General features: G+C 73.1%; 24 protein-coding genes and 1 pseudogene. 9 read left to right on the top strand and 16 right to left on the bottom strand.

Translation table 11 applies throughout. The annotated features are described in order from the left end of the window. Window positions 1-71: 71 nt before the first annotated feature. A complete protein-coding gene (locus AB0L45_RS17855; RefSeq protein ID WP_365840838.1) occupies window positions 72-1358 on the top strand; it encodes an acyl-CoA dehydrogenase family protein in 1287 nt (428 codons plus the stop codon). 141 nt (window positions 1359-1499) lie between these two features. Here AB0L45_RS17855 and AB0L45_RS17850 read toward each other — a convergent pair whose 3' ends face one another. From AB0L45_RS17850 to AB0L45_RS17825, 6 genes are all read right to left on the bottom strand, one after another. Then, a complete protein-coding gene (locus AB0L45_RS17850) occupies window positions 1500-2108 on the bottom strand; it encodes a GAF domain-containing protein (protein ID WP_365840836.1) in 609 nt (202 codons plus the stop codon). After that, window positions 2105-2761, bottom strand: a complete 657-nt coding sequence (locus tag AB0L45_RS17845) for an ATP/GTP-binding protein (RefSeq protein WP_365840834.1) — start codon at window positions 2759-2761, stop codon at window positions 2105-2107. The genes AB0L45_RS17850 and AB0L45_RS17845 overlap by 4 nt, the downstream gene beginning before the upstream one ends. After that, window positions 2739-3149, bottom strand: a complete 411-nt coding sequence (locus AB0L45_RS17840) for a DUF742 domain-containing protein (protein WP_365840832.1) — start codon at window positions 3147-3149, stop codon at window positions 2739-2741. Before AB0L45_RS17840 ends, AB0L45_RS17845 begins: the two co-directional genes overlap by 23 nt. Window positions 3150-3151: 2 nt before the next feature. Next, window positions 3152-3601 (bottom strand): roadblock/LC7 domain-containing protein, encoded by a 450-nt coding sequence (locus AB0L45_RS17835; protein WP_365840831.1) that lies wholly within the window; start codon window positions 3599-3601, stop codon window positions 3152-3154. Next, the gene (locus AB0L45_RS17830; RefSeq protein WP_365840829.1) at window positions 3591-5612 is read right to left on the bottom strand and encodes an ATP-binding protein; all 2022 of its coding nucleotides are present in this window, start codon (window positions 5610-5612) and stop codon (window positions 3591-3593) included. Before AB0L45_RS17830 ends, AB0L45_RS17835 begins: the two co-directional genes overlap by 11 nt. Window positions 5613-5897: 285 nt before the next feature. After that, on the bottom strand, window positions 5898-7094 hold the full coding sequence (locus tag AB0L45_RS17825; protein ID WP_365840827.1) for an MBL fold metallo-hydrolase: 1197 nt from the start codon (window positions 7092-7094) through the stop codon (window positions 5898-5900). Window positions 7095-7308: 214 nt separating this feature from the next. Between AB0L45_RS17825 and AB0L45_RS17820 the strand changes: the two genes are divergently transcribed. Beyond that, window positions 7309-8454 (top strand): hypothetical protein, encoded by a 1146-nt coding sequence (locus AB0L45_RS17820; RefSeq protein WP_365840825.1) that lies wholly within the window; start codon window positions 7309-7311, stop codon window positions 8452-8454. Window positions 8455-8511: 57 nt separating this feature from the next. Here the strand turns inward: AB0L45_RS17820 and AB0L45_RS17815 are convergent, their stop codons facing one another. The 4 genes from AB0L45_RS17815 to AB0L45_RS17800 form a co-directional block, all read right to left on the bottom strand. Continuing rightward, the gene (locus tag AB0L45_RS17815; protein WP_365840823.1) at window positions 8512-9969 is read right to left on the bottom strand and encodes an NAD(P)-binding protein; all 1458 of its coding nucleotides are present in this window, start codon (window positions 9967-9969) and stop codon (window positions 8512-8514) included. Window positions 9970-10136: 167 nt separating this feature from the next. After that, on the bottom strand, window positions 10137-11009 hold the full coding sequence (locus AB0L45_RS17810) for an SAM-dependent methyltransferase (protein ID WP_365840984.1): 873 nt from the start codon (window positions 11007-11009) through the stop codon (window positions 10137-10139). Window positions 11010-11032: 23 nt separating this feature from the next. Next, window positions 11033-11320 carry a DUF397 domain-containing protein gene (locus AB0L45_RS17805; RefSeq protein WP_030023883.1) on the bottom strand — a complete coding sequence of 96 codons (288 nt, stop codon included), beginning with the start codon at window positions 11318-11320 and terminating at the stop codon, window positions 11033-11035. 3 nt (window positions 11321-11323) lie between these two features. Then, window positions 11324-12190 carry a helix-turn-helix transcriptional regulator gene (locus tag AB0L45_RS17800; RefSeq protein ID WP_365840821.1) on the bottom strand — a complete coding sequence of 289 codons (867 nt, stop codon included), beginning with the start codon at window positions 12188-12190 and terminating at the stop codon, window positions 11324-11326. 136 nt (window positions 12191-12326) lie between these two features. Here AB0L45_RS17800 and AB0L45_RS17795 point away from each other — a divergent pair, with 136 nt between their 5' ends. After that, a complete protein-coding gene (locus tag AB0L45_RS17795; RefSeq protein WP_365840819.1) occupies window positions 12327-12788 on the top strand; it encodes an ATP-binding protein in 462 nt (153 codons plus the stop codon). Between the two features lie 49 nt (window positions 12789-12837). Here AB0L45_RS17795 and AB0L45_RS17790 read toward each other — a convergent pair whose 3' ends face one another. Next, window positions 12838-13638, bottom strand: coding sequence for an SGNH/GDSL hydrolase family protein (locus tag AB0L45_RS17790; RefSeq protein WP_365840817.1), 801 nt, complete (start codon window positions 13636-13638; stop codon window positions 12838-12840). 393 nt (window positions 13639-14031) lie between these two features. Here AB0L45_RS17790 and AB0L45_RS17785 point away from each other — a divergent pair, with 393 nt between their 5' ends. After that, window positions 14032-14841, top strand: a complete 810-nt coding sequence (locus AB0L45_RS17785) for a tyrosine-protein phosphatase (protein WP_365840815.1) — start codon at window positions 14032-14034, stop codon at window positions 14839-14841. 75 nt (window positions 14842-14916) lie between these two features. After that, complete coding sequence (locus AB0L45_RS17780; RefSeq protein WP_365840814.1) at window positions 14917-15579, top strand: hypothetical protein; 663 nt, start codon at window positions 14917-14919, stop codon at window positions 15577-15579. Between the two features lie 58 nt (window positions 15580-15637). Here AB0L45_RS17780 and def read toward each other — a convergent pair whose 3' ends face one another. Then, entirely contained in the window at window positions 15638-16297 is a 660-nt protein-coding gene (gene def / locus AB0L45_RS17775; protein WP_365840812.1) for a peptide deformylase, read from the bottom strand. A gap of 104 nt (window positions 16298-16401) precedes the next feature. Here def and AB0L45_RS17770 point away from each other — a divergent pair, with 104 nt between their 5' ends. Continuing rightward, window positions 16402-16989 (top strand): helix-turn-helix domain-containing protein, encoded by a 588-nt coding sequence (locus tag AB0L45_RS17770; RefSeq protein ID WP_365840810.1) that lies wholly within the window; start codon window positions 16402-16404, stop codon window positions 16987-16989. Window positions 16990-17011: 22 nt separating this feature from the next. Here AB0L45_RS17770 and AB0L45_RS17765 read toward each other — a convergent pair whose 3' ends face one another. Together AB0L45_RS17765 and AB0L45_RS17760 are read right to left on the bottom strand one after the other, a co-directional pair. Next, window positions 17012-18238 carry a serine hydrolase domain-containing protein gene (locus AB0L45_RS17765; RefSeq protein ID WP_365840809.1) on the bottom strand — a complete coding sequence of 409 codons (1227 nt, stop codon included), beginning with the start codon at window positions 18236-18238 and terminating at the stop codon, window positions 17012-17014. Between the two features lie 87 nt (window positions 18239-18325). Further along, complete coding sequence (locus AB0L45_RS17760; RefSeq protein ID WP_365840807.1) at window positions 18326-19516, bottom strand: cytochrome P450; 1191 nt, start codon at window positions 19514-19516, stop codon at window positions 18326-18328. A 135-nt stretch (window positions 19517-19651) separates the two neighbouring features. Between AB0L45_RS17760 and AB0L45_RS17755 the strand changes: the two are divergent. Together AB0L45_RS17755 and AB0L45_RS17750 are read left to right on the top strand one after the other, a co-directional pair. Continuing rightward, window positions 19652-19897 (top strand): annotated as a pseudogene (locus AB0L45_RS17755) (helix-turn-helix domain-containing protein); the annotation flags it as partial. 60 nt (window positions 19898-19957) lie between these two features. After that, window positions 19958-20374, top strand: coding sequence for a MarR family transcriptional regulator (locus AB0L45_RS17750; protein WP_365840982.1), 417 nt, complete (start codon window positions 19958-19960; stop codon window positions 20372-20374). An 84-nt stretch (window positions 20375-20458) separates the two neighbouring features. On the opposite strand, the gene AB0L45_RS17745 is transcribed toward AB0L45_RS17750, so the two are convergent. Both AB0L45_RS17745 and AB0L45_RS17740 read right to left on the bottom strand, forming a co-directional pair. After that, window positions 20459-21766 (bottom strand): S8 family serine peptidase, encoded by a 1308-nt coding sequence (locus AB0L45_RS17745; protein ID WP_365840805.1) that lies wholly within the window; start codon window positions 21764-21766, stop codon window positions 20459-20461. A gap of 195 nt (window positions 21767-21961) precedes the next feature. Next, window positions 21962-23125: a serine hydrolase domain-containing protein gene (locus tag AB0L45_RS17740; RefSeq protein WP_365840803.1), complete on the bottom strand. Its 1164-nt coding sequence runs from the start codon at window positions 23123-23125 to the stop codon at window positions 21962-21964. Window positions 23126-23337: 212 nt separating this feature from the next. On the opposite strand from AB0L45_RS17740, the gene AB0L45_RS17735 reads away from it, so the two are divergent. Further along, on the top strand, window positions 23338-24129 hold the full coding sequence (locus AB0L45_RS17735) for a MerR family transcriptional regulator (protein WP_365840801.1): 792 nt from the start codon (window positions 23338-23340) through the stop codon (window positions 24127-24129). The last annotated feature ends 15 nt before the right edge of the window (window positions 24130-24144 follow it).

Below are 24144 nucleotides of genomic sequence, written 5' to 3'. Positions count from 1 at the left end.
GGCGCACGACCTGAGTGCGCCGCCGGGAGGCAAGCAGCACGGCGCGGGGGGCTCAGCGGAGGAGGCTCGTCTTGCAGCGCTACTTCACCGACCAGCGGCACGAAGCACTGCGGCACCGGGTGCGGGCATTCGCCGAGAGCGAGGTCCGGCCCCGGATAGCCGAGATGGAGGCGGCCCGTACCGTCTGCCACGACCTGTCGCGCCGGATCGCCCGCCAGGGGTGGATCGGCGCGACCGTGCACCGCGCCTACGGCGGGATGGGCGCCGGACACCTGGCCAAGACCCTCATCATCGAGGAACTGTCCCGGGTCAGCGCCGCCATGGGCGCCATGGTGCAGGCGTCCCAGCTCGGCGCCGCGAAGATCATCCACTTCGGCAGCGAGGAGCAGAAGAGGACCTGGCTGCCGGCCGTCGCCACCGGCGCGTGCCTGCCCACCATCGCCGTCACCGAGCCGCAGTCCGGCGGGCATGTGCTCGGGATGACGAGCCGGGCGGTCCGCGACGGGGACGACTATGTGCTCGACGGCCGCAAGATCTACGTCGGCAACAGCCACGTCGGCGACCTGCACGGCGTCGTCGTCCGCACCGGTGAGGGCACCAGGGGCCTGTCGGCGTTCCTGGTGGAGGCGGACCGGCCGGGCGTACGGGTCGGCCCCCAGCAGCAGGCCATGGGGCTGCACGGCTTCAGCTTCGGCGAGCTGTTCTTCGACAACTGCCGCGTACCGGCGGCGAACCTGCTCGGCCAGGAGGGTGACGGGCTGGCCGTCGCGTACTCCTCCAGCGTGCTGTACGGACGGCCGAACCTGACCGCGGTGTCGCTCGGCATCCACCAGGCCGTACTGGACGAGACCGCGCGGTTCTGCGCGGAGCGGGAACGCTACGGCAAGCCGCTGGCGAACCTCGGCAACATCAAGATCAAGCTCGGCCGGATCCAGTCCCGGCTGCTGGTCGCCCGGCTGGCCGCTTACCACGCCGTCCACCTGCTCGACCAGGGCCTGCCCTGCGACGCGGAGCTGATGAACGCCAAGCTGGTCAACGTCGAGACCGCGCTGGAGTCGGCGCGCGACGCGATGGAGATCCACGCCGCCTGCGGGCTGTTCACGGACCGGCCCGTGGAGCGCTATCTGCGCGACGCCCACCACATCTTCGCCCCGGCCGGCACCTCTGACGTCCAGCTGCTGCGCCTGGGCGAGCTGGCCCTCGGCACGGCCAAGGGCGAGTGGTCCAGCCGACTGGCGCGGCTGGTCCGCCGGGAACCGCCGGACCCTGCGGAGGACGGCCGGACCGACGGGCCCGCGGCCGACGGGCGCCGCGCCGCTCTGCTGCGGGAGCGGACGGAGTTGCAGCCGACCGGTTAGGCCCGGGGCGGACGCGGCGGCGCGGGCCGGCCGCGGCGGCGCGGGCCGGCCGCGGCGGCGCGGGCCGGGCGCGGCGGCGCGGGCCTTCTTCCCGGGGTCCGCGCCGCCCGCTCCGCGCCCCGCTCGGCAGCCCGCCCGCCGTCAGCTCTCCTCGGTGCGCTGCCGCTCCATCTCGTGGATCTGCTCGACCAGTTCGGCCGCCATCGACTTGATGGTCTCCAGGCCCTCGCGTCCCCACGGGCGGCGTTCGAGGTCGACCACGCAGACCGTGCCGAGCCCCATCCCCGTACGGTCGATCAGCGGTGCGCCCAGGTACGAGCGGATGCCGATCTCGTCCACGACCGGGTTGCCCGCGAAGCGCGGGTAGTCGCACACGTCCTCCAGGACGAGCGCCTTGCGGCGGACGATGACGTGCGGGCAGTAGCCGTGGTCGCGGGCCATCACCCGGCCGGGCTGGGCGCTCGGCGGCGCGGGGCCCAGTTCGACGGGCGCCTGGTCGGCGTCGGGCGTGTAGAGGCCGGCGAAGTACTGCCGGTGCTCGTCGATGAAGTTGACCATGGCGTACGGCGCCCGGGTGGTCCGGGCCAGCTTGCGCGCGAACGCGTCGAAGGCGGGCAGCGGCGCGTCACCGATGCCCAGGGCGCGCAGCCGCGCCACACGGGCCGGCGCCTCGTGGTCCTCCGGGGTGAGCAGCAGATGACGCGTGGGGTCGTAGGAGGCGTACGACGCGCGCGGGGCGGGACGGGTCACGGGAACTCCGGAGGGGCGGCGGGGGCTGGGGTCAGCAGGTGCTGGACGAGGGAGACCAGGACCTGGGTGGAGGAGCTGTACTGGCGTGCGTCGCACAGGACGACCGGGGTGCGGGAGGAGAGGTCCATGGCGGTACGCACCTCGTCCGGGCCGTAGTGGTACGCGCCGTCGAACACGTTGACCGCGACGACGAACCCGATGCCGCGCCGCTCGAAGAAGTCGACGGCGGCGAAGCACTGGTCCAGGCGGCGGGTGTCGGCGAGGACGACGGCACCGAGCGCCCCGTTGGACAGCTCGTCCCACATGAACCAGAAGCGTTCCTGCCCCGGTGTGCCGAAGAGGTAGAGCACGTGCTCGCGGCCGAGGGTGATCCGGCCGAAGTCCATGGCGACGGTGGTGGTGTTCTTGTCCTCGACCCCGGCCAGGTCGTCGGTGCCCACGCTGACCTGGGTGAGCAGTTCCTCCGTACTGAGCGGCTCGATCTCGCTGACGGCGCCGACGAAGGTGGTCTTGCCGACGCCGAAGCCGCCGGCCACCAGGATCTTCAGCGCCAGCGGGAACGGGTCGGCGGCGGGCCGCGCGGGGGACGAGCCCGCCGTGGTCGGGAGCCGGGCATCGGCGGACAGGGCGTCAGAGCCGTTTGCGAAGTCCATGCAGCACCGCCTCCAGCAGGGCTCGGTCGGTACGGTTCGGGGGGCCGGCCCCGCAGGCGGACACCGGCACCGGCGCGCGGGCGGCGAGCGCCCCGCAGTCCACCAGGTCGGCCAGCAGGACCTTGGTGACCACGGCGGGCAGACGTATGTGCGCGGCGATCTCGGCGACGGACACCGGTCCGCCGCACAGCCCCAGCACCTGCGCGTAATCGGGGCCCTGGCAGGTGACGGGCCGCTTCCCGGTGGCTATCACCATGGTCAGCAGGTCGAAGTGGGCGGTCGGGCGGGTCCGGCCGTTGCTGACCGTGTACGGGCGGACCAGGCGGCCGGCTTCGTCGTCCAGCCACGGGATCTCCCGGCCCGGTCTGCGGCGGCGCCGTAGGCCCATGGTCAGCGACCACCGGCCGGGGCCTGCTGTCGTACCGGCGTCGCCAGGTAGGGCCGGACGCTCTTGACCAGCATCCCCATCTCGTAGCCGAGGACCGCCACATCGGCCTCCCGGCCGGCCAGCACGGCCAGGCACGCGCCCGAGCCGGCCTTGGAGACGAACAGGAACGTGGTCTCCAGCTCGACGACGACCTGGAGCACGTCGTCGCCGTTGCCGAAGCGCACCCCGGCGCTGCGCGCGAGGGAGTACAGGCCGGAGGAGAGCGCGGCCAGGTGGTCGGCGCTGTCCGGGTCGAACCCGTGGGCCGCCTTCACCAGGCCGTCGGAGGACAGCAGAAGCGCGCTGGTCGCGTGCGGTACGCGGTTCACGAGTCCGGTCAGCAGCCAGGAGAGGTCGGTGTGCCGGCCTCCCTGCAGGTGCGCATGTGCCTGCGCGTGCACGTCACTCACCATGGTCGCGGTCGTCTCCTCGGCGGGGGTCGGGCCTGTCGTGGCCGGCGTCGGCGCCGGCCCGGTATCGGTCGTAACCGTCGTGGTCGGCGGGGCTGCCGTAGCTTTCGTCGGCGAGGCTGATGCCGCGCCGGAACGCGGCCATCAGGCCGGGGTCGTGGTCGAGTTCGGGCCCGCCGGCGCGGCGCCCGGCGTTCGGCAGGATCGGCTCGCCGCGCAGTTGCGGCACCAGGTGCTCCTGCTTGCGGCGGCGCGGCAGGCTCGGCCGGGCGCCGTCGTCCAGCGCGGTGGGCGGGGCGGGCGGCAGGTGGACGGGGCCCGGGGCGGCGGCGCCGGGCGTGGCGGGGTGCGGGTCCGGGTGCCGCACGGCGCCGCCGGGCGCGTCCGGGGCCCGGTGGGTGCCGGTCGGTGGCGGGCCGTCGTCCGGTGCGGCGGGCGTGCGCACCGCGCGCGTGCCGGCGTGCGGCGTCTCGGCCGCGCTCGGCCACACTCCGTCGCCGTACGCGATGTCCGGGTACGCCCCGGTGGCGGCACCGGCGACCGGCGCTCCGTGCGCGGCGTGCACGAGCCTGCGGCGCGGGCCGCGGGGCGGGTCCGTCTCCGCGTCGTTCCCGCCGTACGCGTTCCGGTAGGCGGAGACGGCCTCGGCGCCGGGGAGGGCACCCGGCTCGGACACCGTCAGGGTGATCTCCTGGGTGTCCACGTACCGCTCGCCCTGCCGCGGCTGCTCGGACTCCGGTCCCAGCAGGCCCTTCGGTACGACGAGGACGGCCTGCACGCCGCCGTAGATGTTGCTCTGGAGGCGGACCGCGATGCCGTGCCGCCGGGCGAGCGAGGAGACCACGAAGAGCCCGATGCGCCCGTCGCTCAGCAGCTCGGCCACGTCGACGTGGTCGGGGTCGGCGAGCAGCCCGTTCATCCGGGTCTGCTCGTCCACGGACATGCCCAGGCCCCGGTCCTCGACCTCGACGGCGAGGCCGGCCGTGACGAGCTGCGCGCGCAGCAGGACGTGGGTGTGCGGGGCGGAGTAGACGGTGGCGTTCTCGACGAGTTCGGCGAGCAGGTGGATGACGTCGGCGACGGCGTGGCCGCGCAGCGAGCCCTCGATGGGCGGTACCAGCTTGATCCGCGGGTACTGCTCGACCTCGGCGATCGAGGAGCGCAGCACCTCGGTCAGGGTGACCGGGCGGCTCCACTGGCGGCGGGAGATGGCGCCGCCGAGGACGGCGAGATTCTCGGCGTGCCGGCGGATGCGGGTGGCCAGGTGGTCGACGTGGAAGATCCCCTTGAGCAGGTCGGGGTCCTCGATCTGGTTCTCCAGCTCGTCCAGCAGCTCGATCTCGCGGTGCACCAGGGACTGCAGGCGCCGGGCGAGGTTGACGAAGACCTCGACCTTCTGCTCGTTGCCGCTGGCGTTGCCCCGGGCGATGACCACCGCTTCCATGACGGCCGTCCCGGCCGCCCGGCCCGCCGCGGCCACCTCGTGGGCGAGCAGGTCGAGGGGGTCGCCGGTGGGCGGCGCGACCGGTTCGCTCTCCCGCGGCGGGCACCATTCGCCCTGGCGGACCCGGTCCAGCAGGTCGTCGAGGTCGTGCCGGCCGCGGGCGCAGATCTCGCGCAGCCGGGCGTGGCGGGCCACGGCGGCGCGCGCCTCGTTGGTGGCCGCCGCGCCGGCGGCCGTCACGACGGCGCAGACCAGACCGCAGGCGCCGAGCAGTACGGCCCACTCGCGGCCGGTCAGGCCGGTGCCGCCGACCCGGACGACGAAGGCGGTGGCGGCCGAGCAGACCGCGGCGACGAGGAGGCAGGGCACGGCGGCCAGGCGTACCAGGCGGGTCCGTATGGCCGAGTCGGCGGCCGTCTCGGGGAACGCGGCCCGGCCGTGCCGCCCGCCCTCCCGCTCCCGGCGCCGGGCGGCCGCCGGCGCGGGATCCGCCCCCTGGGGTCCATGGGGGCCCAGGGAATGCTGAGTCTCCTGGGTGACAGGAGTCCCCTGGGGGAATGCAGCAGGCATCGGCGCCCTCCGGATCGGCCGTCGGCAGTCGCGGAGCACGCACGCTAGTTGTTGCGGGGGTGGGGTACGGACATACTTCGGCGTTTCGCCACCCCGCGCCACCTCCCCCCGAGGGGGAGGCTCGTACGCGAGTACGCTTCTTTCCGAACTCCCGTTCAGCCGCACGCAGTTGGCAAGCCCTGCGGCGCCGACCGGGCGGACGGCGGAGCACGGCCGTCACCGCCGGCCGACGGTGTCGCGCCCGGACGGAGACTGCCCACCTTCAAGGGCGGGGATGTCATCCGCTCACGCCATCTCGACGGCGTCCCCCGACCGCTCCCCCGTGGGCCACGCCGGCCACCCGTGGACCGGCGGCAGTGCCACCGCTCGCCACCACGGGTCCACGATCTGCTCGTCGGCCGGTTCGAAGGGCTTGCCGGGCAGCGGGGCGGCCACCTTCGCGCCGGCCGCGCGGGCGGCCGCGACCGTGCGTTCCACCGGTTCGGACCAGGGGTGCGGGGCGAGGTTGAACGTTCCCCAGTGGATGGGGAGCAGGGTGCCGGCCGGGGTGCCCTGGGAGAGGTCGGTGTGGGCGCGCAGGCCCTCTTCCGGTGTCATGTGGACGTCCGGCCAGAACTCGCTGTACGCGCCTATCTGGATCATCGTCGCGTCGAACGGGCCGTGCTCGGCGCCGATGGCCGCGAAGCCGGGGAAGTAACCGGTGTCACCGCTGTGGAAGATCCGGTGCGCCGGGCCGGCCACCACCCAGGACGCCCACAGGGTGTGCTGCGGGCCGCGCAGTCCGCGTCCGCAGAAGTGCTGGGCGGGGGTGGCGGTGAGGGTGAGGTCCTCGACCGTCGCCGACTCGTTCCAGTCCAGTTCGGTGATGCGCTCCTCGGGCACGCCCCACAGTTCGAGGTCGGCGCCGATGCCGAGGGGGACGACGAAGCGGGTGCCCGTACGGATCAGGGCCTTGACCGTCGGCATGTCCAGGTGGTCGTAATGGTCGTGCGAGATGACCACGGCGTCGACCGGGTCCAGCTCCTTGAGGGGGAGCGGTACGGGGTGCAGGCGCCGGGGGCCCGCCCAGGTGAACGGTGAGCAGCGCTCGCCCCAGACCGGGTCGAACAGCACCCGGCGGCCGTCGATCTCGGCGAGCACGGTCGCATGCCCCAGCCAGGTCAGTCGCAGTCCGGAGGCGGGCGGCTCGCCCCAGTCCGCCGCGGTCGGGCGGTGCACGGGGATGCGGCCCACCGGCGCCCGGCGCAGCCGGCTCTCGCGGTTCAGCTGGCTGCGGGCCATGGACAGCGCGCCGCCCTGCGTCATCTGCCGGGTCGGTACGGGGTTGCGGAACTGGCCGTCGACGAACTGCGGGGACCTCTGTATGCGCGCCAGCCGCTCCCCCGTGGGCCAGGCGCCGAAGACGGCGGGGCGGCGCAGCGCGAACCGCTCCGCGGAGCGCGGGGTGGACGAGGACTCACTGCGGGGTCGGGAGCCGGGCACGGCACCTCCATGGATCGGGGCGGTAGCACTGTCGACGAGTCGCCGTGCAGTGAACGGACCGCCGCGCTGACGGGTTCCGGCACGCCGGCGTCCGGGCCGGTGGCGCCCGCCGCGGTCACCATGGCCCGGACACGGCACGTGTTCCCTGCGCGGAACGGACCACTCGGCCGCTCCGGGCATTCCGTGGCGGGCCGCGCGGCTCTACCGTCGTGCCATGAGCCAGACGCTGCCGCCCGGGCAGCCAGAGGACGCCCCGGATGGCGGGGCTCCCGGCGGGCTTCCCGAGGAAGGGGCCGCCCCGTCCGCCCTGCCTTCGCCCGACCTGCCTCCGGCCGGCCTCCCCGCACCTGATCTGCCTCCACCTGACCTCTCCCCGTCCGCCCTGCCCCCGCCCGTGGTCCGTGCCGCCCCGCACCTCTCCCGGCCGGGGGTGCGCCTGGTGGCCGTGCCCCTGGCGGTCACGCTCGGGCTGCTGGTGGCCGCCGCGCTCGGCACCGGCTTCATCGGGCGGTTCCGTGCCGCCGAGTCGCCGCAGGCGCGCGCCTTCACCTCGCTGCTGGAGTTCGACCTGTGGAGCGCCCTGGTCGGTGCCTCGCTCGCGCTGTACGCGGCGGTGGCGTACGCGATGTCGTACGCGGTGCGCCGGCGCTGGCGGCACCCGGTCGACCGGCCCACGCCCCGGGCCGTGGCGGCGCTGGGGGCGGGGGCCGTCGTGCTGATGGGCGCCGTCTTCGGCATACTGCGCTTCTTCACGCCGCCCGGGTACGTGCCGGTGCCGCTCGACGGGCTGGCGTGGCGCATCCCGCTGCTGCTCGTCCTGGGAATGCTGGCGGCGGCGCCGGGCGCGGTGGGCCTGTGGGACGTACAGGTACGGCTGCTGCGGCTGAGCCGCCGGCTGCCCACCGAACCGGACGTGCTCGCGCCGGTGGGGGCCCTGCGGGAGCTGGACCGGGGGTGGCGGGACGCGGTGCGCTTCCTGACCGGCGGCAGCCTGATCATCTCCACCGCGGTCGTCGACGCGGGGGCGCTGCGCAACGCGCTGCTGGCGTACGGCGTGCCGGAGAAGACCTTTCCGGCGTCCTCCGTGCTGCTGTACGGCGCGTTCTTCAGCGTGATGTTCGCGCTGGTCTTCCTGCCGGTCGTGGTGTTGTGGCGGTCGGTCGCCGGCCGGCTGGTGGAGGTGACGGTCCGGATCCCGGAGGCCGACGAGCTGACCGAGGAGTGGATCGAGCGCCGGGCCCGGCTGGTGGCCTTCCTGCGCCTGGACGTCTCGCTGCCGAAGGTGCTGGCCCCGGCGTTCGGCATCCTGGCTCCGCTGGCCACCGGCGCGGTCAGCCTGTTCCTGCCGGGGGGCCGGTGACGGGCGCTGTACGAGAGGCCGGTGACGTGACCTGATCGGCGGACCGGTGACGTGCCGTCAGGCCGCCCGGCGCAGCGGTACGACGGCCGTCAGCGGGGTGCCGAGTCCGGGCCGGAGCGGCAGCAGTACGGTGCGCAGGACCGTGCGCGGGGCCATCAGGCGGGACGGCGGCGCGGTCAGGCAGGAGACGTCCCGGAAGGCGGCGCCGAGGGCGGGGTCGGTGACCGAGCGGAGGATGAGCCGCTGCACGTACCAGGACATCAGCCGCTCGCCGAGGCCCGCGCGGGCGCCGGGGCCGCTCGCGTACGGGCGGTCGGCGCCGACCGCGGTGATCCAGGCGGTCTCGGTGGCGCGGGCCACCGCGCGCTGTGCCTCCTTCGCGAGGCCCGGGCGCAGGCCGCCGCCGAACTCCAAGGTGCGGCGCAGCGCCAGGGCACCGAGCGCGGCGACCGACATGCCCTGCCCGTAGATCGGGTTGAAGGTGCAATTGGCGTCGCCGAGGACGACGAAGCCCTCGGGGACCGCGCCGGGCCGTTCGTAGTGCCGGCGGCGGTTGGCGGTGTCGCGGAACCCGTAGACGGGTGAGACCGGTTCGACGTGCGGCAGCAGGCCGTGGATGTACGGGTCGCCGACCGTGGCGGTGAAGTCGGCGAAGCCCTGCCCGTTGGTGGGCGGGTGGTGGCCGCGTACGCCCGCGACGGTCAGCAGCCAGGTGCCGCCCTCGACCGGTACGTACACGGCGCCGCGCGGACACCCGGCCCGGCCGGGGATGTTGATCCCCGCCTCCGGGGCGCCGGCCGGGCCGGTGGGGCGGAACATCCGGGTCGCGTAGGCGATGCCGGCGTCGACGGTCTCCTGGCGGGGAGCGGGGCGGCCCAGTGCGGCGAACCACTGCGGGGTCCTGGAGGCGCGCCCGGAGGCGTCGAGGACCAGTGCGGCGGGCAGGACCCGCTCGTGCGGGCCGCTGCCGTCGGTCCGGTCGCCGCCCGGCCGGGCCCGTACCCGTACGCCCGTGACCCGCCCCGCGTCGCCGGTCAGGCCGACCGCCTCGGTCGCCTCCAGCACCTTCAGGCGGGTCGGCGATCCGGTGGCCGCCCGCAGCACGCGGTCCCGTACGACGCCGTCGATCACCGGGCGGGTGACCGACAGGAACCCGTGGCGGCCTTCGTCGAAGCGGTGCTGCCAGCCCACCGCGGTGAAGGTGACCAGATCGCGCGGCGGGTAGAGGGTGCGCGCCCCGGCGTCGGTGAAGGCCTGGCCCGTGCCGGGCAGCAGTTCCTCCAGGGCCCGCAGGCCGCCGCTGAGAAAGACGTGCAGGTGGCGGGCCTGAGGTACGCCTTTACGGAAGGTGTGGCCGGCCGGGTAGCGGTCGCGTTCGACGACGGTGACAGCGGCCACGTGCCCGAGCAGGGCGGTGGCCGCGAGGAGACCCGCGAGTCCGCCGCCGATGACGACCGCGTGCCGTTCCCCCGCCGCTCCGGCTGTCTCCCCGGCCGCTCCGGCAGTTGCGCCCACCGTTGCCCCCGTCCCGCCCTTCGGGCACCCCGTCCGGGCCGGCGGCCGCGGCGGCCGCCGGCCCCTCATGGATTCTCACCCTCGGCCCGGCGGGCGGCGCTGTCAACCGCCGCCCCGGCCCGCACACTTGGACGCGGCGTCCGCACCGCACCGGTGTGTGCGGACCGTCACTGCTTGCGCCCCACTCCCCCGTAGAAGATGATGTCGTTCAGCTCCGCCGGGCCCGGGGGCGGTCCGTCCGGGCGCCACAGCGGCACCCGCACCACGCCCGGCTCCAGCAGGGTGAACGGCCCGAAGAGCGGCTCGATCTCGCTCCTGGTGCGCAGGTTCAGGGTGGCGGTCGCGTTCTTGTAGACGTCCAGGACACCGTCCCGCGCCTGCTCGTCGGTGCGGCCCTGTTCGTACGCCTCGTACGGCTCGCCCGTGGCGTGGGACAGCACGAGGACGCTGCCGGCGGGCAGTTCGCGCGCCAGCGTGGCGACGATGCCCGCCGGGTCCTCGTCGTCGCGGACGAAGTGCAGGACGGCCACCAGCAGCAGGGCCACCGGCCGGCCGAAGTCGATCAGCTCGCGCACGGTCGGGTGGTCGAGGACCGTCCGCGGGTCGCGCACGTCGGCCAGCACGAAGCCGGTGTCCTCGGTGGTGGTCAGCCGCGCCCCCGCGTGCGTGGCGACGATGGGGTCGTTGTCCACGTAGACGACCCGGACGCCGGGTGCGGTCTCCCGGGCCACCTCGTGGGTGTTGGGCGAGGTCGGGATGCCCGTGCCGATGTCGATGATCTGCCGGATGCCGCCCGCGACCACCTCGCGCACCGCGCGGTGCAGGAACGCCCGGTTGGCGCGGGCGCTCAGCCGCACCTGCGGGTGCGCCTCGATGACGCGCTGCGCGGCTTCCCGGTCGACCTCGTAATTGTCCCGGCCGTCCAGGTAATAGTCGTACATCCGGGCGGGGTGCGGCCGGCTGGTGTCGATCTCGTCGGCCGTGAAGGCGGCCGCGTCCTGCAGCCCCCGTGAGCCGTCCTCGTCCCACGAGCCGACCACGGCCCGGGAGAATTCCGCTTCCTTCACGCCGTCCTCCGGTCGGTTCCGCAGCCGCAGCCGCACGGCGCGGCGGTGAGCAGGAAGTCGGCAGCGCCGGCCTTCGCGCCCTCGATGAAGCTCTTGATCTCACGGTGGGTGTAGATCAGGGCCGGGCCGCCCGGGTCGGTGGACTGGCGCAGCGCCACCCGTCCGTCCCCCAGCCGCAGCGCCTCGACGCACTCGCCGCCGTTGCCGCCGCTCCACGGCTTGTGCCAGCCGTCGCTGCCCAGCTCGGTGGCGGGCATGCCGTTGTAGATGCGTATGCGATCCATGGTTCAGATCTCCTTGCGAAAGCCGCCCAGAAGGGCCTCGGTGGTCTGTGCCGGCGCGGCTTGCGCGCACATCCGGTCCAGTGCCTCCAGGTACTGCGAGACGTCGTCGCGCTGGTCGAAATACACCGCGCCCACCAGGTTCTCCGCGTACGCGATGTCGGGCAGTTCCGGGATCGGGAAGCGGAAGATGTGGAACGGCCCGTACATCGAGGGGTGCGGTCCGGCGGCGAACGGGATGATCTGCAGCCGGACGTTGGGCAGGGTGGTGGCCTCGGCGAGGCGCGCGATCTGTTCGCGCATCACGCGCGGGCCGCCGATCGGGCGCCGGAAGACCGTCTCGTCCATGACCACCCAGAGCATGGGCGCGTCGGGCCGGGTGAGCAGCGACTGCCGCTCCAGGCGCAGCGCGACCGCGCGGTCGATCTCCTCCCGTGCCGCGTGTGGCATACCGGCGCGCAGCACGGCGTGGGCGTACTCCTCGGTCTGCAGCAGCCCCGGTACGTAGTGCGGCTGGTAGCCCCGGATGAGGTTGGCCTCGCTCTCCAGGCTCACGTAGGCGCTGAACCACTCGGGCAGCACGTCGCGGTAGTTGTGCCACCAGCCGGGCCGGTTGGCCTCGCGGGCCAGTTTGAGGAAGCCGTCGATCTCTTCCTTGCCGGTGACGCCGTAGGTCGCCAGCAGCTTCTCCACGTACGGGATCTTGAGGCCGACCTCGGCCTTCTCCATCCGCCGTACGGTGGCGTGCGTGACATCGAGAGCGGCGGCCGCCTGCTCGTAGGACAGCCCCGCCTTCTCGCGCAGGTCCTGCAGCCTCTTGCCGAGCACCACCCGCAGGACGGTCGGAGCGCCACCCGACCGTGCTTCCGCCACTTCTGCTCCCCTCCTGCCGACATGAGTGATCAGCAGTGTGTCATGCCGTCAGCAGGCCGAACAGACTGTGCTTGCGATTCTGCAAATTACACATTGATCCTTGCCATCGGTGACCAACATCGCACATAGTTGCGGAGTGGCTTCCTCCAACAACGCTCCTTCGTTAGGGCGCTGTGGCGGCTTCGTCGCCGAGCGTCTCCGGGACGCGTTCCACTTGCCGGCCCGCCGCACCTCCGTACCGGAGGCGCGCAGACGCGTGATCGCCGTGCTGCACGAGTGGGGCGCGGCAGAACAGGTCTGTGACGACGCCGAGTTGGTGGTGTCGGAGCTGTTCACCAACGCCGTACGGCACACCGACAGCGAGAAGGTCGGCTGCGAACTGACGGTCGTCGGCGCATTCCTGCGCCTGGAGATCACCGATCAGGGGCGGGGCGACTCGACGCCGCACGTCCAGCCCGGCAGCGTGGACAAGGAATGCGGCCGGGGGCTGTTCCTGGTGGGCGCCCTCTCGGAGAGCTGGGGCGTACGTCCCGACCCCACCGGCCGCGGCCGCACCGTCTGGGCCGACCTGTCCTACGGGCCCCCCGTCACCCACTGAAACCGCCGCCCGCGCCTCGACGGCGGGCGGCGGTGTGGCATCGCTGCCGCTACAGCGGGAGCAGGTCCGGCCGCTTCGGCTCCACATGGTCACCGGAGGACTCGCCACGCAGCCGGCGGCCGATCCACGGCACCAGATGCTCCCGCGCCCAGTGGATGTTGTCCCGGCGCGCCTCGGCCGGGGTGCGCTCCGCCTCCGGCGGCCAGGCCTGGTCCGGGTCGGCCGGCACGTCGAGGCCCAGCACCTGCGCGGCGCGCAGCGCGACCCGGGTGTGCCCGTCGGCCGACAGGTGCAGCCGGTCGTCGCTCCAGGCCCGCCGGTCCTGCACGGACTTCAGCGACCACAGGTCCAGGACCGGGCAGCCGTGCCGGTCGGCGATGGCCCGTACGTGGGCGGTGTACGTCGCGATCTTGCCGCGCAGGTGCCGCAGCACCGGCATGCCGCGGGTGTCGAACCCCGTGCACAGCAGCACGGTGCCGACGTCCTCCCGCAGGTCCGCGACGGCCGCCTCGTACCGCTCGGCCACCGCGTCCGGGTCCGAACCCGGCCGCAGGATGTCGTTGCCGCCGGCGCAGAACGTCACCAGGTCGGGGGCCAGCTCCTTGGCCCGCGGCACCTGCTCCTCCACGATCTGGTCCAGCAGGCGCCCGCGGACCGCGAGGTTGGCGTAGCGGAACTCGCCCTCCGCGCGCCGGTCCGACAGCAGGACCGCGAGCCGGTCCGCCCAGCCGATGTACGCCCCGTCACGGCCGGGATCCCCGACTCCCTCGGTGAAGCTGTCCCCGACGGCTGCGTACGACCCGATGGCGCCGAACGCGCCACTGCTCATCTTCTTCGAATCGTCTGCCACGTCAGGACATACTTCACCCCAGGAAGTGACTTACGCCACCGTAACCAGGGCTTGACGTGGGGTGATTAATGCCACCTGGTCAAATTCTGATCAAGTCGGAATAAGAAATGACGGCGATAAACAGCTTTTTTCGGTCGTTTGACCGGGTGTGGGGGTGGCCGAACGGCGGGGCCGGAGAGTGGGCACCGGGCGGGCGGCCCCCGGGCGTCGGTGAGGGACGGACCGGGCGGGCGTCAGCATGCCACGGCAGGCCCAGGACCGCCCCGCCGCGGCACCGCCGCGCGCCCTGAAACCGGCTGCGACCGGCCGGATTACGGGGTGCGGGCATGTCGTATCGTCGGAGTGGCCCGCCTCGTCGACGAGCAGCGTCGGCGACCGATTCGAGGAGCGCCCGTGACGCAGCAGATCCCGGAGGTCCCGTCGACCGACTCCGAGCTGGCGGAGGTGCGCAACTTCCGTGACGTGGGCGGGCTGCCGACCGTGGACGGGCGCCGGGTGCGCAAGGGCCGGCTGTTCCGCAGCGGCCACCTGGCGGCGGCGACCGAGGCGGACGCCGCCTTCCTCGCCGGGCTCGGGCTGCACACGATCTTCGACTTCCGCAACGCCGCGGACATCAAGCTGGAGGGCCCCGACGTCGCGCTGCCCGGCGTACGGAACGTGAACATCCCGCTGACCGATCCGGCCGACGGCGCCGAGTTCTGGGCGATGGTGCGCGACGGCGAGCTGGGCCACCTGCGTGCGGCGCTGGGCGACGGCCAGGCGGCGGGCCGGATGGCACAGACGTACCGCCACATCATCACCACCCGCACCGCCGACCACAGCCGCGTTCTGCACGCGCTCGCCGAGGACAGCGTCCCCGCGCTCATGCACTGCGCGGCCGGCAAGGACCGGGCGGGCCTGTCCGTCGCCGTCACGCTGCTCGCGGTCGGCGTCGAGCCGGAGGCCATCGAGGCCGACTACCTGGAGTCCAACGCCGCGCACCGCCGGTACAAGGTGCGCCGCTCCGACACGTCGGCGGCCGGCATGTCCCCCGAGGTCATGGAGCTGCTCGCACCGCTCTTCGACGCGCGCGCCGAGTACCTGGCGGCGGCCCTCGACGCCATCGAGGCGACCTGGGGCTCGACGGAGACGTACCTCCGCGAGGGCCTGAAGCTCTCCCCCGAGACCCGCGAGCGGCTGCGCTTCCAGCTCCTGGAGGACTGAGAGCCTGTGGCATGACCCCGGCCGGCCGCTCGGCCCGGCCGGCCGGGCCCGCCCGCCGCCCGGCACAATGGCCGCGTGATCGACCACACGACTCCCTGCCTGCCGTTCCTCCAGCCCGGCGAAGTCCTGCTGCACAGCGAGCAGTACGAGGTGTACCCGTCCCTGCCGCTCGTCCCGGCCCACCTCCGGGTGCCGCGCAAGCAGTCGCTGCTGGAGAAGCGGCTCCGGGGTGCGCTGGGCAGCGTCCTGGACAAGGCGGCGCGGCCCCTCGGCATCGCCACGGACAACCGGTTCACCAGCCACCGGCTGACCCGCGCCGCCGGCACCGTCGCGCACGGGCTGAGCGAGGCGCAGGACACCTTCGAGGACGCCGTGGACCGGGCCGCCGAGCACATGATGTACGGCAAGCCCATGGAGGGCGGCTGGACGAGCCTGGCCGGGCGCTTCCACGTCCAGGTCACCAACGCGGGCGGCTCCCCCGTGCACCAGGCGGTCACCGACCGGCGCCTGTTCGTCCTCACCGACCACGCCACCGGCTGGCGGGCCCGCGACCCGGAGCTGGAACTCGCCGTGGAAGTCCCCCGCCCGGACATCGCCGAGCTGCGCCCCAGGCCCCGTACGACCTTCCCGCGCGGCCGGTTCGACCTGGTCTTCGTCGACGGGTCGTGGATAGCGCTCAGCTGCTCGTTCCGCAAGAGCATGGAGGCGCTGGTGGACGCCTTCTACGGACGGCGCTGACGCGGCGTCATCTGCCGTCGCTCCCCCACGGCTTGTCGCGACGTGCCGCCGCCCGCCGTCACTTGCCCAGTTCCGCCGCCAGTTCGGCACGCCGGGCGAACTTCTCCTCCTTGCACTCCGCCATCTCCCGCAGCGCCGTCCTGCGCTCCCGGGCGGCGAGCCGGTCGAGGTAGAGGTGGCCGCGGAGGTGGTCCGTCTCGTGTTGCAGGCACCGGGCGAAGTAGCCGTGGCCCTCGATCACCAGGGGTGCGCCGTCCTTGTCGCGGCCCCGTACGACGGCGTGGTCGAGGCGGGGCACGACGCGGTAGGGGCCCGGCACGGACAGGCACCCCTCGGACTCCTCGACCAGCCGGCGCCGCTCGGCCGGCACCTCGTCCAGCACCGGGTTCACGATGTGCCCGACGTGCCGCACGCCCCAGTCGTCCGTCATGTCCCACACGAAGACCCGCAGGTCCACGCCGATCTGGTTGGCGGCGAGCCCCGCGCCCTCCGCGACGTGGTTGGTGGCGAACATGTCGTCGATCAGCCGCGCGAGTTCCGGCGTGCCGAACTCGGTGACCTCCCGGCACGGGCGGTGCAGCACCTCCTCCCCGACGACGGTGATACGGCGTACCGCGCCCCGTTCGACCTCGGGCAGCAGCCGCGGACAGGAGTCCACCGGCTCGCCCTGCACGCGCGCCCGGCGGTCCCGCGAAGTGTCACCGAACCGAACAGCCATGAATGTCCCCACCTTTCGCACAGCAGCCGCCGGCCGGGGCCGGACCCCCGGCCGGCGGCAGGCCGGCTTGACCGAATGCTTTGCAAAGTAGCACCCTTTGCAAAGTGAGCGAGAAAAACCGCAGACCAGCCCCGGCCCAACCACCGCCGCCCGCCGCCCGGCAGCCGCTCCCGGACCATCCCGTACGCCTCGCGCTGCTGGACCTGCTCGCCGAGGTCGGCACCGTCACGTCCACGCAGGCCGCCGCCCGCCTCGGCCACAGCTCCGGCCTCTGCTCGTTCCACCTGCGCCAGCTCGCCCGGCACGGCCTGATCGAAGAGGCGCCGCACACCGGCGGGCGGGTGCGGCCGTGGCGGCTCCGCTGGAACGGCCCGGTCTCCCCCACGCCTCCGACCGGCGAAAGAGCGGCGCCGGAACGGTTCGACGTGCTCTCGCGCGGCCTGGAGGACGAGAGCTACCGGCGCTGGCTGGCGCACCGGGACCAGGCACCGGCCGAGTGGCGGCACGACGAGTCGTTCAGCGCCGTGGTGCATCTGACGCCGGCGGAGCTCGCCGAACTCGCCGACTCCGTCCGCGCTCTGCTGGCGCCTTACCGCGACCGCGACCAGCAGCCTGCCGCCCGCCCGGCGGGCACGGTGCCGGTGGCCGCGATCGCCAGGCTGTTCCCCCTGCTGAACGAGGCGTCCACGTGAGAACGGCCACCGGCCCGGTGGGTCAGTCGTCGATCGCCTGGTAGAGCGTGGTCCAGAAGTCGTGGATGAGCCGCGCCGAGTCCCCCGTACTCATGCCGACCTGGGTGAGCAGGATGCCGGTGAGCTGTTCCGCCGGGTCGGCGTAGGTGGAGGTGCCGGTGCCGCCGTCCCAGCCGAACTGGCCCACGGACGCGTAGTCACCGCGGTAGGTGCGCACCGCCATCCCGTAGCCCCAGCCGCCGTGCCGTCCGAGTCCGTACGACATCTGGGTGTTGTTGGCCAGGGCCTCCCGGGCGGCCTGCTGTTCGGGGGTGAGGCAGTTGGTGGTCATGAGCTGCACGGCGGGCCGCGAGAGGATCCGTTCGGTCCCGTGCGTCCCGTGGTTCAGCAGCATGCGGAAGTACGCGTGGAAGTCGTCGACGGTCGAGACCAGTCCGCCACCGCCTGCCTGGAACGCCGGGGGCTTGCTGTACTGGCCGCCCACCGCCTCGTCCCACACCAGGAACTTCCCGGTCTGCGGATCGGGCGCGTAGCTGGGCGGCAACCGGTCGATCCGGCCGGCGGGCACGTGGTACCCGGTGTCCTTCATCCCCAGCGGTTCGAGGACCCGTTCGCGCAGGACCGTCTCGAACGGCCGGCCCGTGATCCTGGCGACCAGTACGGCGAGTACGTCGTGGCTGATGTGGTACTGCCAGCGCTCGCCGGGCTGGTACGCCAGCGGGAGCGAGCCGAGGCGGCGCATCCACTCGTCCGGTTCGGGCGCGGGCACCCTCCCCTGGGTGAAGATCTCCTGTTCCTGGATCGCGGCCTGGATCGGCGAACCCGCCGCCGTCACGTCCATCCCGATCCCGAACGTGGAGCTCAGCAGGTCCCGTACGGTGATCGGCCGCCGCGCGGGGACGGTGTCGTCCAGCGGGCCGTCGCTCCGCTTGAGCACCCGGCGGTCGGCGAGTTCGGGCAGCCATGGCTCCACCGGCTCGTCCAGCCGCAGCCTGCACTCGTCGAGCAGGACCATCACCGGTGCCATCGCGACCGGTTTGGTCGTCGACGCCATACGGAAGAGCGTGTCCCGGCGCATCGGCGCGCCGCCCTCGTGACGCATCGTCCCGAGCGCTTCGACGTGCGTCTCGGCGCCGCGGCTCACCAGGGCGACGAGCCCGGGGATTTTCCCGGACTCGACGTGCCGCGCCAGCACGTCGTGCAGCCTGCGCAGCCCTCGTCCGGAGAAGCCGCTGTTGCCGTTCTTCATGACGTATCTCCTAGTACGTGTGTTCAGTACGGGAGGCCTGCCCGGGTGTCCGCCCCGTGGCCTCGGTGAGGTGGAGTGCGGGCCCGGTCATACGTCCCAGGTGACCGGGAGGCTCTTCACGCCGTGGATGTCCGCGCTCTCCGGGCGCAGCGGGACCTCGTCGGCCGGCACGGCCAGGCGCAGCGTGGGGAAGCGTTCGAGGAGCGCGGTGAACGCGACGCTCATCTCGATGCGGGCCAGCTGCTGGCCGAGGCACTGGTGGATGCCGTGGCCGAAGGCCAGGTGGCCGCCTTCCTGGCGCCGGAGGTCGAGCGCGTGGGGGTCGGTGAAGCGCTCGGGGTCGCGGTTGGCGGTGTGGTACGACAGGACCACCGTCGTACCGGCCTCGATGACCTGCCCGCCCAGCTCGACGTCCTCCAGCGCCGTGCGCCAGAACTGCTTGGCGACACTCAGGTACCGCAGCAGCTCCTCCACGGCCCGGCCCACGAGCGCGGGATCGCCGCGCAGCGCGGCCAGTTGGTCCGGGTTCTGCAGCAGCGCGAAGGTGCCCAGTGCCAGCATGTTCGCGGTGGTGTCGAGTCCGGCCGACAGCAGGATCAGGCTGACGCCCTTCAGCTCCTCGTCGGTCAGGTCGCTGTCGGTCAGTTCGCTGAGCACGTCGTCGGTGGGGTTCGCGCGCTTGGCGGCCACCAGCTCCGCGAGGTACTCCTGGGTCGCGGTGTAGGCCGCGATCAGTTCCTCGTCGCCCGTCTCACCGTTCATGAACGATTCGATCTGCTGCTGGAAGGCGCCCCGGTCCTCGTACGGGACGCCCAGCAGTTCGCAGATGACGATGGCGGGGATGGGCTTGGCGAACGCGGTCACCAGGTCCGCCGGCGGTCCGGTCCGCTCCATGGCGTCCAGGCAGTCGGCGGTGATCTGCTCGATGCGCTCGGTGAGCAGGCGCATCCGCCGTACGGTGAACCGGCCCATCAGCGGTTTGCGGTAACGCCGGTGCCGGGGGTCGTCCATGAGGAGGAACTCGCCGGGCGGTGCCGGCGGAAGCTCGTAGTCGATCACGTTCATCAGCTCCTTGCGGGAGCTGAACCGCGGGTCGGCCAGGACCGACCTGACCAGGTCGTGTCCGGTGATCATCCAGCCGGGTTTCCCGCCGGGGTGGGTGTAACGGCTGATCGGGCCGTGCCGGCGGGCGTCCAGCAGCTCGGCCGGCGGGTCGAAAGGACAGCCGGGCCGACGGGTCGCCGGCAGCTGCGGGACGGTGTGCAGGGAATCCCCCATGGCTTTTCCTCATCTCGCGACATTACGCGTTCGGAACACGCTGAAAGCTACGTTGCATTCAGCATTCCGTCAATGAATTGAACGCCATAACTGCAGGTCAAAGCCGGTATTTTGATGCAATGACGCTGTCACCTAATGCAATGCCGCGTTGCAATGAATGGCAACGAAAGCAATACTGACGGCATGCCAGGAGGACGATTGACCCAGCAGGACCGTCAGCGCATCGCGACCGGACTGGCCGACGGGCTCTCCTACGCCGAGATCGCCAGGCGGCTCGACCGGCCGACCTCGACGATCAGCCGGGAGATCGCGCGCAACGGCGGCCCCAGCGGCTACCGGCCGCAGCAGGCCCAGCAGGCGACGGCCCAGCGGGCGCGGCGGGGCACCCCGGCGCCCGCCCGCGCGGACACCGCGCCGAGCAGTCCGGCGGAGGAGCAGATCGTGGAGCTGGCGGTCAGGTCGGGGCTGCCGCGGACGACGGCGCGCGTCCACATCGACCTGCTGCTGTCCGAGGACGGCAGGCGCACCGCGGCCGAGCTGACGCGCAGGCTCGGCGTCAGCCCGGCCTCCGTGTCGGCGGCCGTGAACTTCCTGGTCGAGTACGGCTATGTCCGGCGGGAGCGCGACCCGCAGCGCCGCCGCGACATCTACGTGGTCGACGACCACGCCTGGTACCACTCGATCGTGATCAGCGCGCAGAGCACGCTGGAGTCGGCGCGGGCCGCGACGGCGGCCGCGCGGACGTTCGGGCCCGACAGCCCGGTAGGACAGCGGCTGGCCCGGGGCGGAACGTACCTGGAGCGCGTCATCCAGGACATGCTGGAGTCGGCCGAACGCTGGCGCACGCTCCTGAAGTGAAAGAACTTCCCTGAAGTGCGGGACGCCCCTGAAGTGCGGGACTTCAGCCGCAGTTCATGAGGCGGCTCGCTTGCGGCGGGCGCTTCACGCCCCCGGAGGTCCGGCAGGCGGCTGCTGCGGCGGGTACGGGGCCGGTGCCTGTGGTGCGTACGGGCCCGGTGCCTGCGGCGGCGCGTACGGCCCGAACGCTCCGGGCGGCGGCTGCGGCGCCCCGTACTGCGGCGGCACCCCTTGCTGCGGCGGCCCGCCGAACCCGCCCGGCCCCGCGGCCGGCGGCCCCTGACGCAGGCTCTGCCGCTTGCGCCGGTTGGCGGCGAGCACGGCCCCGAGGACGGCCATGACGACGAACCCGCCTCCGGTCGCGACAGCGATGATCACCAGGCCGTCGGGGCCCTCGGCCTTCGGCGCGGCGGCCCGCTTGGCCGCTTCGGCCTGCGCGGCCGCGTCCGGGTCCTCGGGAACCTTCAGCGGGCCGTTGGCCGGACCGGCCGGAATGTCGGCGGTCAGGGCCCGCAGCGGCCGGATGAAACCGTAGCCGTAGTGCGGGTCGGGCAGCGGGAGACTCTGCTTGCCGGGTGCCATGCCCGCGCTCTTCACCAGGCGGTTCACGATCTGGCCCGCGGTCAGGTCGGGGAACTTGGCGCGCAGCAGCGCGGCGGCGCCGGAGACGTAGGCGGTGGCGTCCGACGTACCGGAGGCCTGGCGGTACGGCTTGGCCGCCCCGGCGGACCTGATGTGCACGCCGGGGGCCGTCAGCAGGGTGCCGGGACCGAAGTTCGAGTCCTCCCAGACCTCGCCGTCCTGCCCGACTGCCCCCACTCCGACGACACCGGCGTGCGCGGCCAGTCGGGTGGGCCGGGTCGCGTCGTTGCCGGTCCCGGCGACGATGATGACGTCCTTCTCGTGGGCGTACGCGATGGCTTCCTCGTCGGAGCTCGACAGGTGGTCCACGCCGAGCGAGATGTTGATGACCTCGGCGCCCCCGTCGACGGCCTGCCGGATCCTGGCCCCGATGGTCGGGCCGTCGTCCTCCGGCTTGGCCAGCGGCAGGATCTCGGCGTCGGGCGCGAGCCCCTTCACCCCGTCCGCGTGCCCCGGCCCGTGTCCGTGCCCGGCGATGATGGCGGCCATGCCCGTACCGTGGTCGCCGTCCTCCTCGTCGTCACCGTCGTGGTAACTGTTGCCCGAGAGCACGTTTCCCGCGAGGTCGGGGTGGTCCGTCTTGACCGGTCCGTCGATGACCGCGACCCGCACGCCCTTCCCGGTCGACTGCTGCCAGATCTTCTCCGCCTCGAAGGACTGCAGTGGCCATTGCGCGTCCCTGGTCGCGTCCGCCGACGCGGCCGGGGCGGCCCCGAAGAGCAGGGCCCCCGCCAGTACCGTGCTGCCCACCGCGCGAAGCGTGCGCGCCGCTGTCACCCCGTGAAGTCCTTCCCACCCAGGACGCGCCCGGGTTCCGAGGACCACGGCCGCGTCGCTCCACATGTCGGCCGTCCGGCCCCGGCCACCGCGTTCCGGCGGTGGCCCGGCCGTTCACCCTACGTGGGACGGGGACGCGGACGCGCACGAGGTGGCGGGCCCGGGGCCTCAGCCCGCCGGCTGAGCGGACCCGTCCGCCTCGTCCGCCGGCCCGGCCGGCCCGTCGCCGAACACTTCCTGGACGAGGCGGTCCTGTGCCTTCAGGAACGCCCCGGTCAGGGACAAGGCGGCGTCGTCCACGTAGTTCAGCGAGGCGGTCAGGGTCTTGCTGCCGTCGGACGTGCTGTACATCAGCGCCGCGTGGCCGCCGGCGCCGCCGTTGTGGAAGAACAGCGTGCCGCCGTCGGTACCGGCTTCCTGCACCCTCAGCCCCAGGCCGAAGCCGCTCTTCGGGTGCGGCTTCGCCATCTCGGCCAGCAGCGGGGCGGGCAGCAGCCGGCCGGCCGCCAGCGCGGAGATGAAGGTGTGGAGGTCCTGGGTGGTGGAGATCATGTCACCGCCGGCGGAGATCCAGGAGGGGTTGACGCGGGTGACGTCGACCGTCTCCTGGCGGCCGGCGTCCTCGTACCGGTAGTACGCGTGGGCGTACGGCTCGGGGATCTCCGGCGAGGTGCCCGGCACGACGGTGCCCGTCAGGCCGAGCGGCTCCACGATCCGCTCCTGTGTCACCTCGGCGCAGGAGCGGCCGGTGACCTTCTCGACCAGCAGTCTGGCCAGTACGTAGTTCGAGTTGGAGTAGCTCCAGTCCGTGCCCGGCTCGAACCGCGCGGGCCGGGAGAGCGCCAGCCGTGCCAGCTCCTCGGGCCGGTAGGTGCGGAACCGGTTGTCCACCCACTCCTTGCCGGAGATGGTGGCGGGGATCCCCGGCACCACCGTCCCGTCCTCGTAGTACTCGCCGGTGAAGTTGAAGACTCCGCTGGTGTGCTGCAGCAGCATCCGGACCGTGATGCGTTCGTCCAGCCCGTACCCCGGGAGGTACCCGGCCGCCGGGGCGTCCAGTTCGACCTTCCCCTCGGCCACCAGCTGGAGCACCAGGGTCGCGGTGAAGGTCTTGGTGTTGCTGCCGATGCGGACGTGCCCGTCGGCCGGCGGTTCGGCGCTGCCGCCCAGCTCGGCCACGCCGGCGCTGCCGGTCCACCGCCCCCGCTCGTCGTGCACGCGCAGGTGTATTCCGGTGATACCGGAATCGACGATGTCCTGGAGGGTCTTGCGCAGTTCCGGGCGGTCCGGCCCGGCGACGGAGTTCTCGGTGGTGTGCGGGGACTGGCTCATGGTCATTCCTTGTCTCAGGTCAACGGGTACGCGGCACTGCTCGGGCCGCGCAGCGGTGGCCCCGGAAGGCGGCCACCGGCCCCTTCGAGGCGGCGATGACCTGAGCGTTCACCCTGACCCAAGGTCAAGGTCAAGCGGTGTCGTGACCTTGCGCTGCCGGCCTCTCCGCAGGGGGTGCCGTACGGGCGCGGAGGCGCGCTACGCTCACCGCTGTGATCACCCGTAACCCGGCGAACGGGCTCACGATCGGCCAGGCGGCGGCGTTCGTGGGCATCACGGTCAAGACCGTGCGGCACTACCACCGGCTCGGCCTGGTCGCCGAGCCGGACCGGGACGGTTCCGGCTACCGGCGCTACGGCTCGGCCGACCTGCACCGGCTCATCCAGGTCCGCACCCTGGCCGGGGCGGGCGTGCCGCTGGCCGGGATCGGTGACCTGCTGGACGCCGGCCCCGAGCGGTTCGCCGCCGCCCTGGACGACGTCCACCGCCGGCTCACCGAACAGATCGAGGAACTGTCCGCGCGCCGCGACACGCTGCACCGGCTCACCCACGGCGACCGGGCCCTGCTGCCCGACCGGGCCTGCGCGGTGCTGGACCGGCTCGCCGGTGCCGGCTTCGGCCCGGACTACGTGGCCGTGCAGCGGGAGGCTCTGGTGCTGGTCCGGGCGCTGGTCCCGGAAATCCTCGACAGCTTCCTGACCCGGCTGGAACACCTCCTGGACGACCCCGAGCACATCGAGCTGACCCGGCGCGGCTGGGAGGCGCGGACCTGGGATCCGGACGACCCGCGGCTGGCGGAGCTGGCGGCCGCGCTGGCCGGCAAGGTGCTGGCCGACCGTGCGCTGGGGGCGATGCCGGCCGGCTTCCGCAAGCGGTCCGACGCCGCCTCCCGGTACGCGGTGGTCAACCAGCACCGGGCGGACGAGGCGCCGTCCATCGCCCGGCTGAACGCGCTGGTCGAGGCGGAGCTGCGGGCGGCCGGCCTCGACGTCCCGCGTCCATGACGGCCGCCCGTCTCC

This window comes from Streptomyces sp. NPDC052496 (assembly GCF_040679095.1).
Taxonomy (GTDB): domain Bacteria; phylum Actinomycetota; class Actinomycetes; order Streptomycetales; family Streptomycetaceae; genus Streptomyces.
Note: the sequence above shows the minus strand (reverse complement) of the source record. Positions and strands in the feature narration are given on the sequence as shown.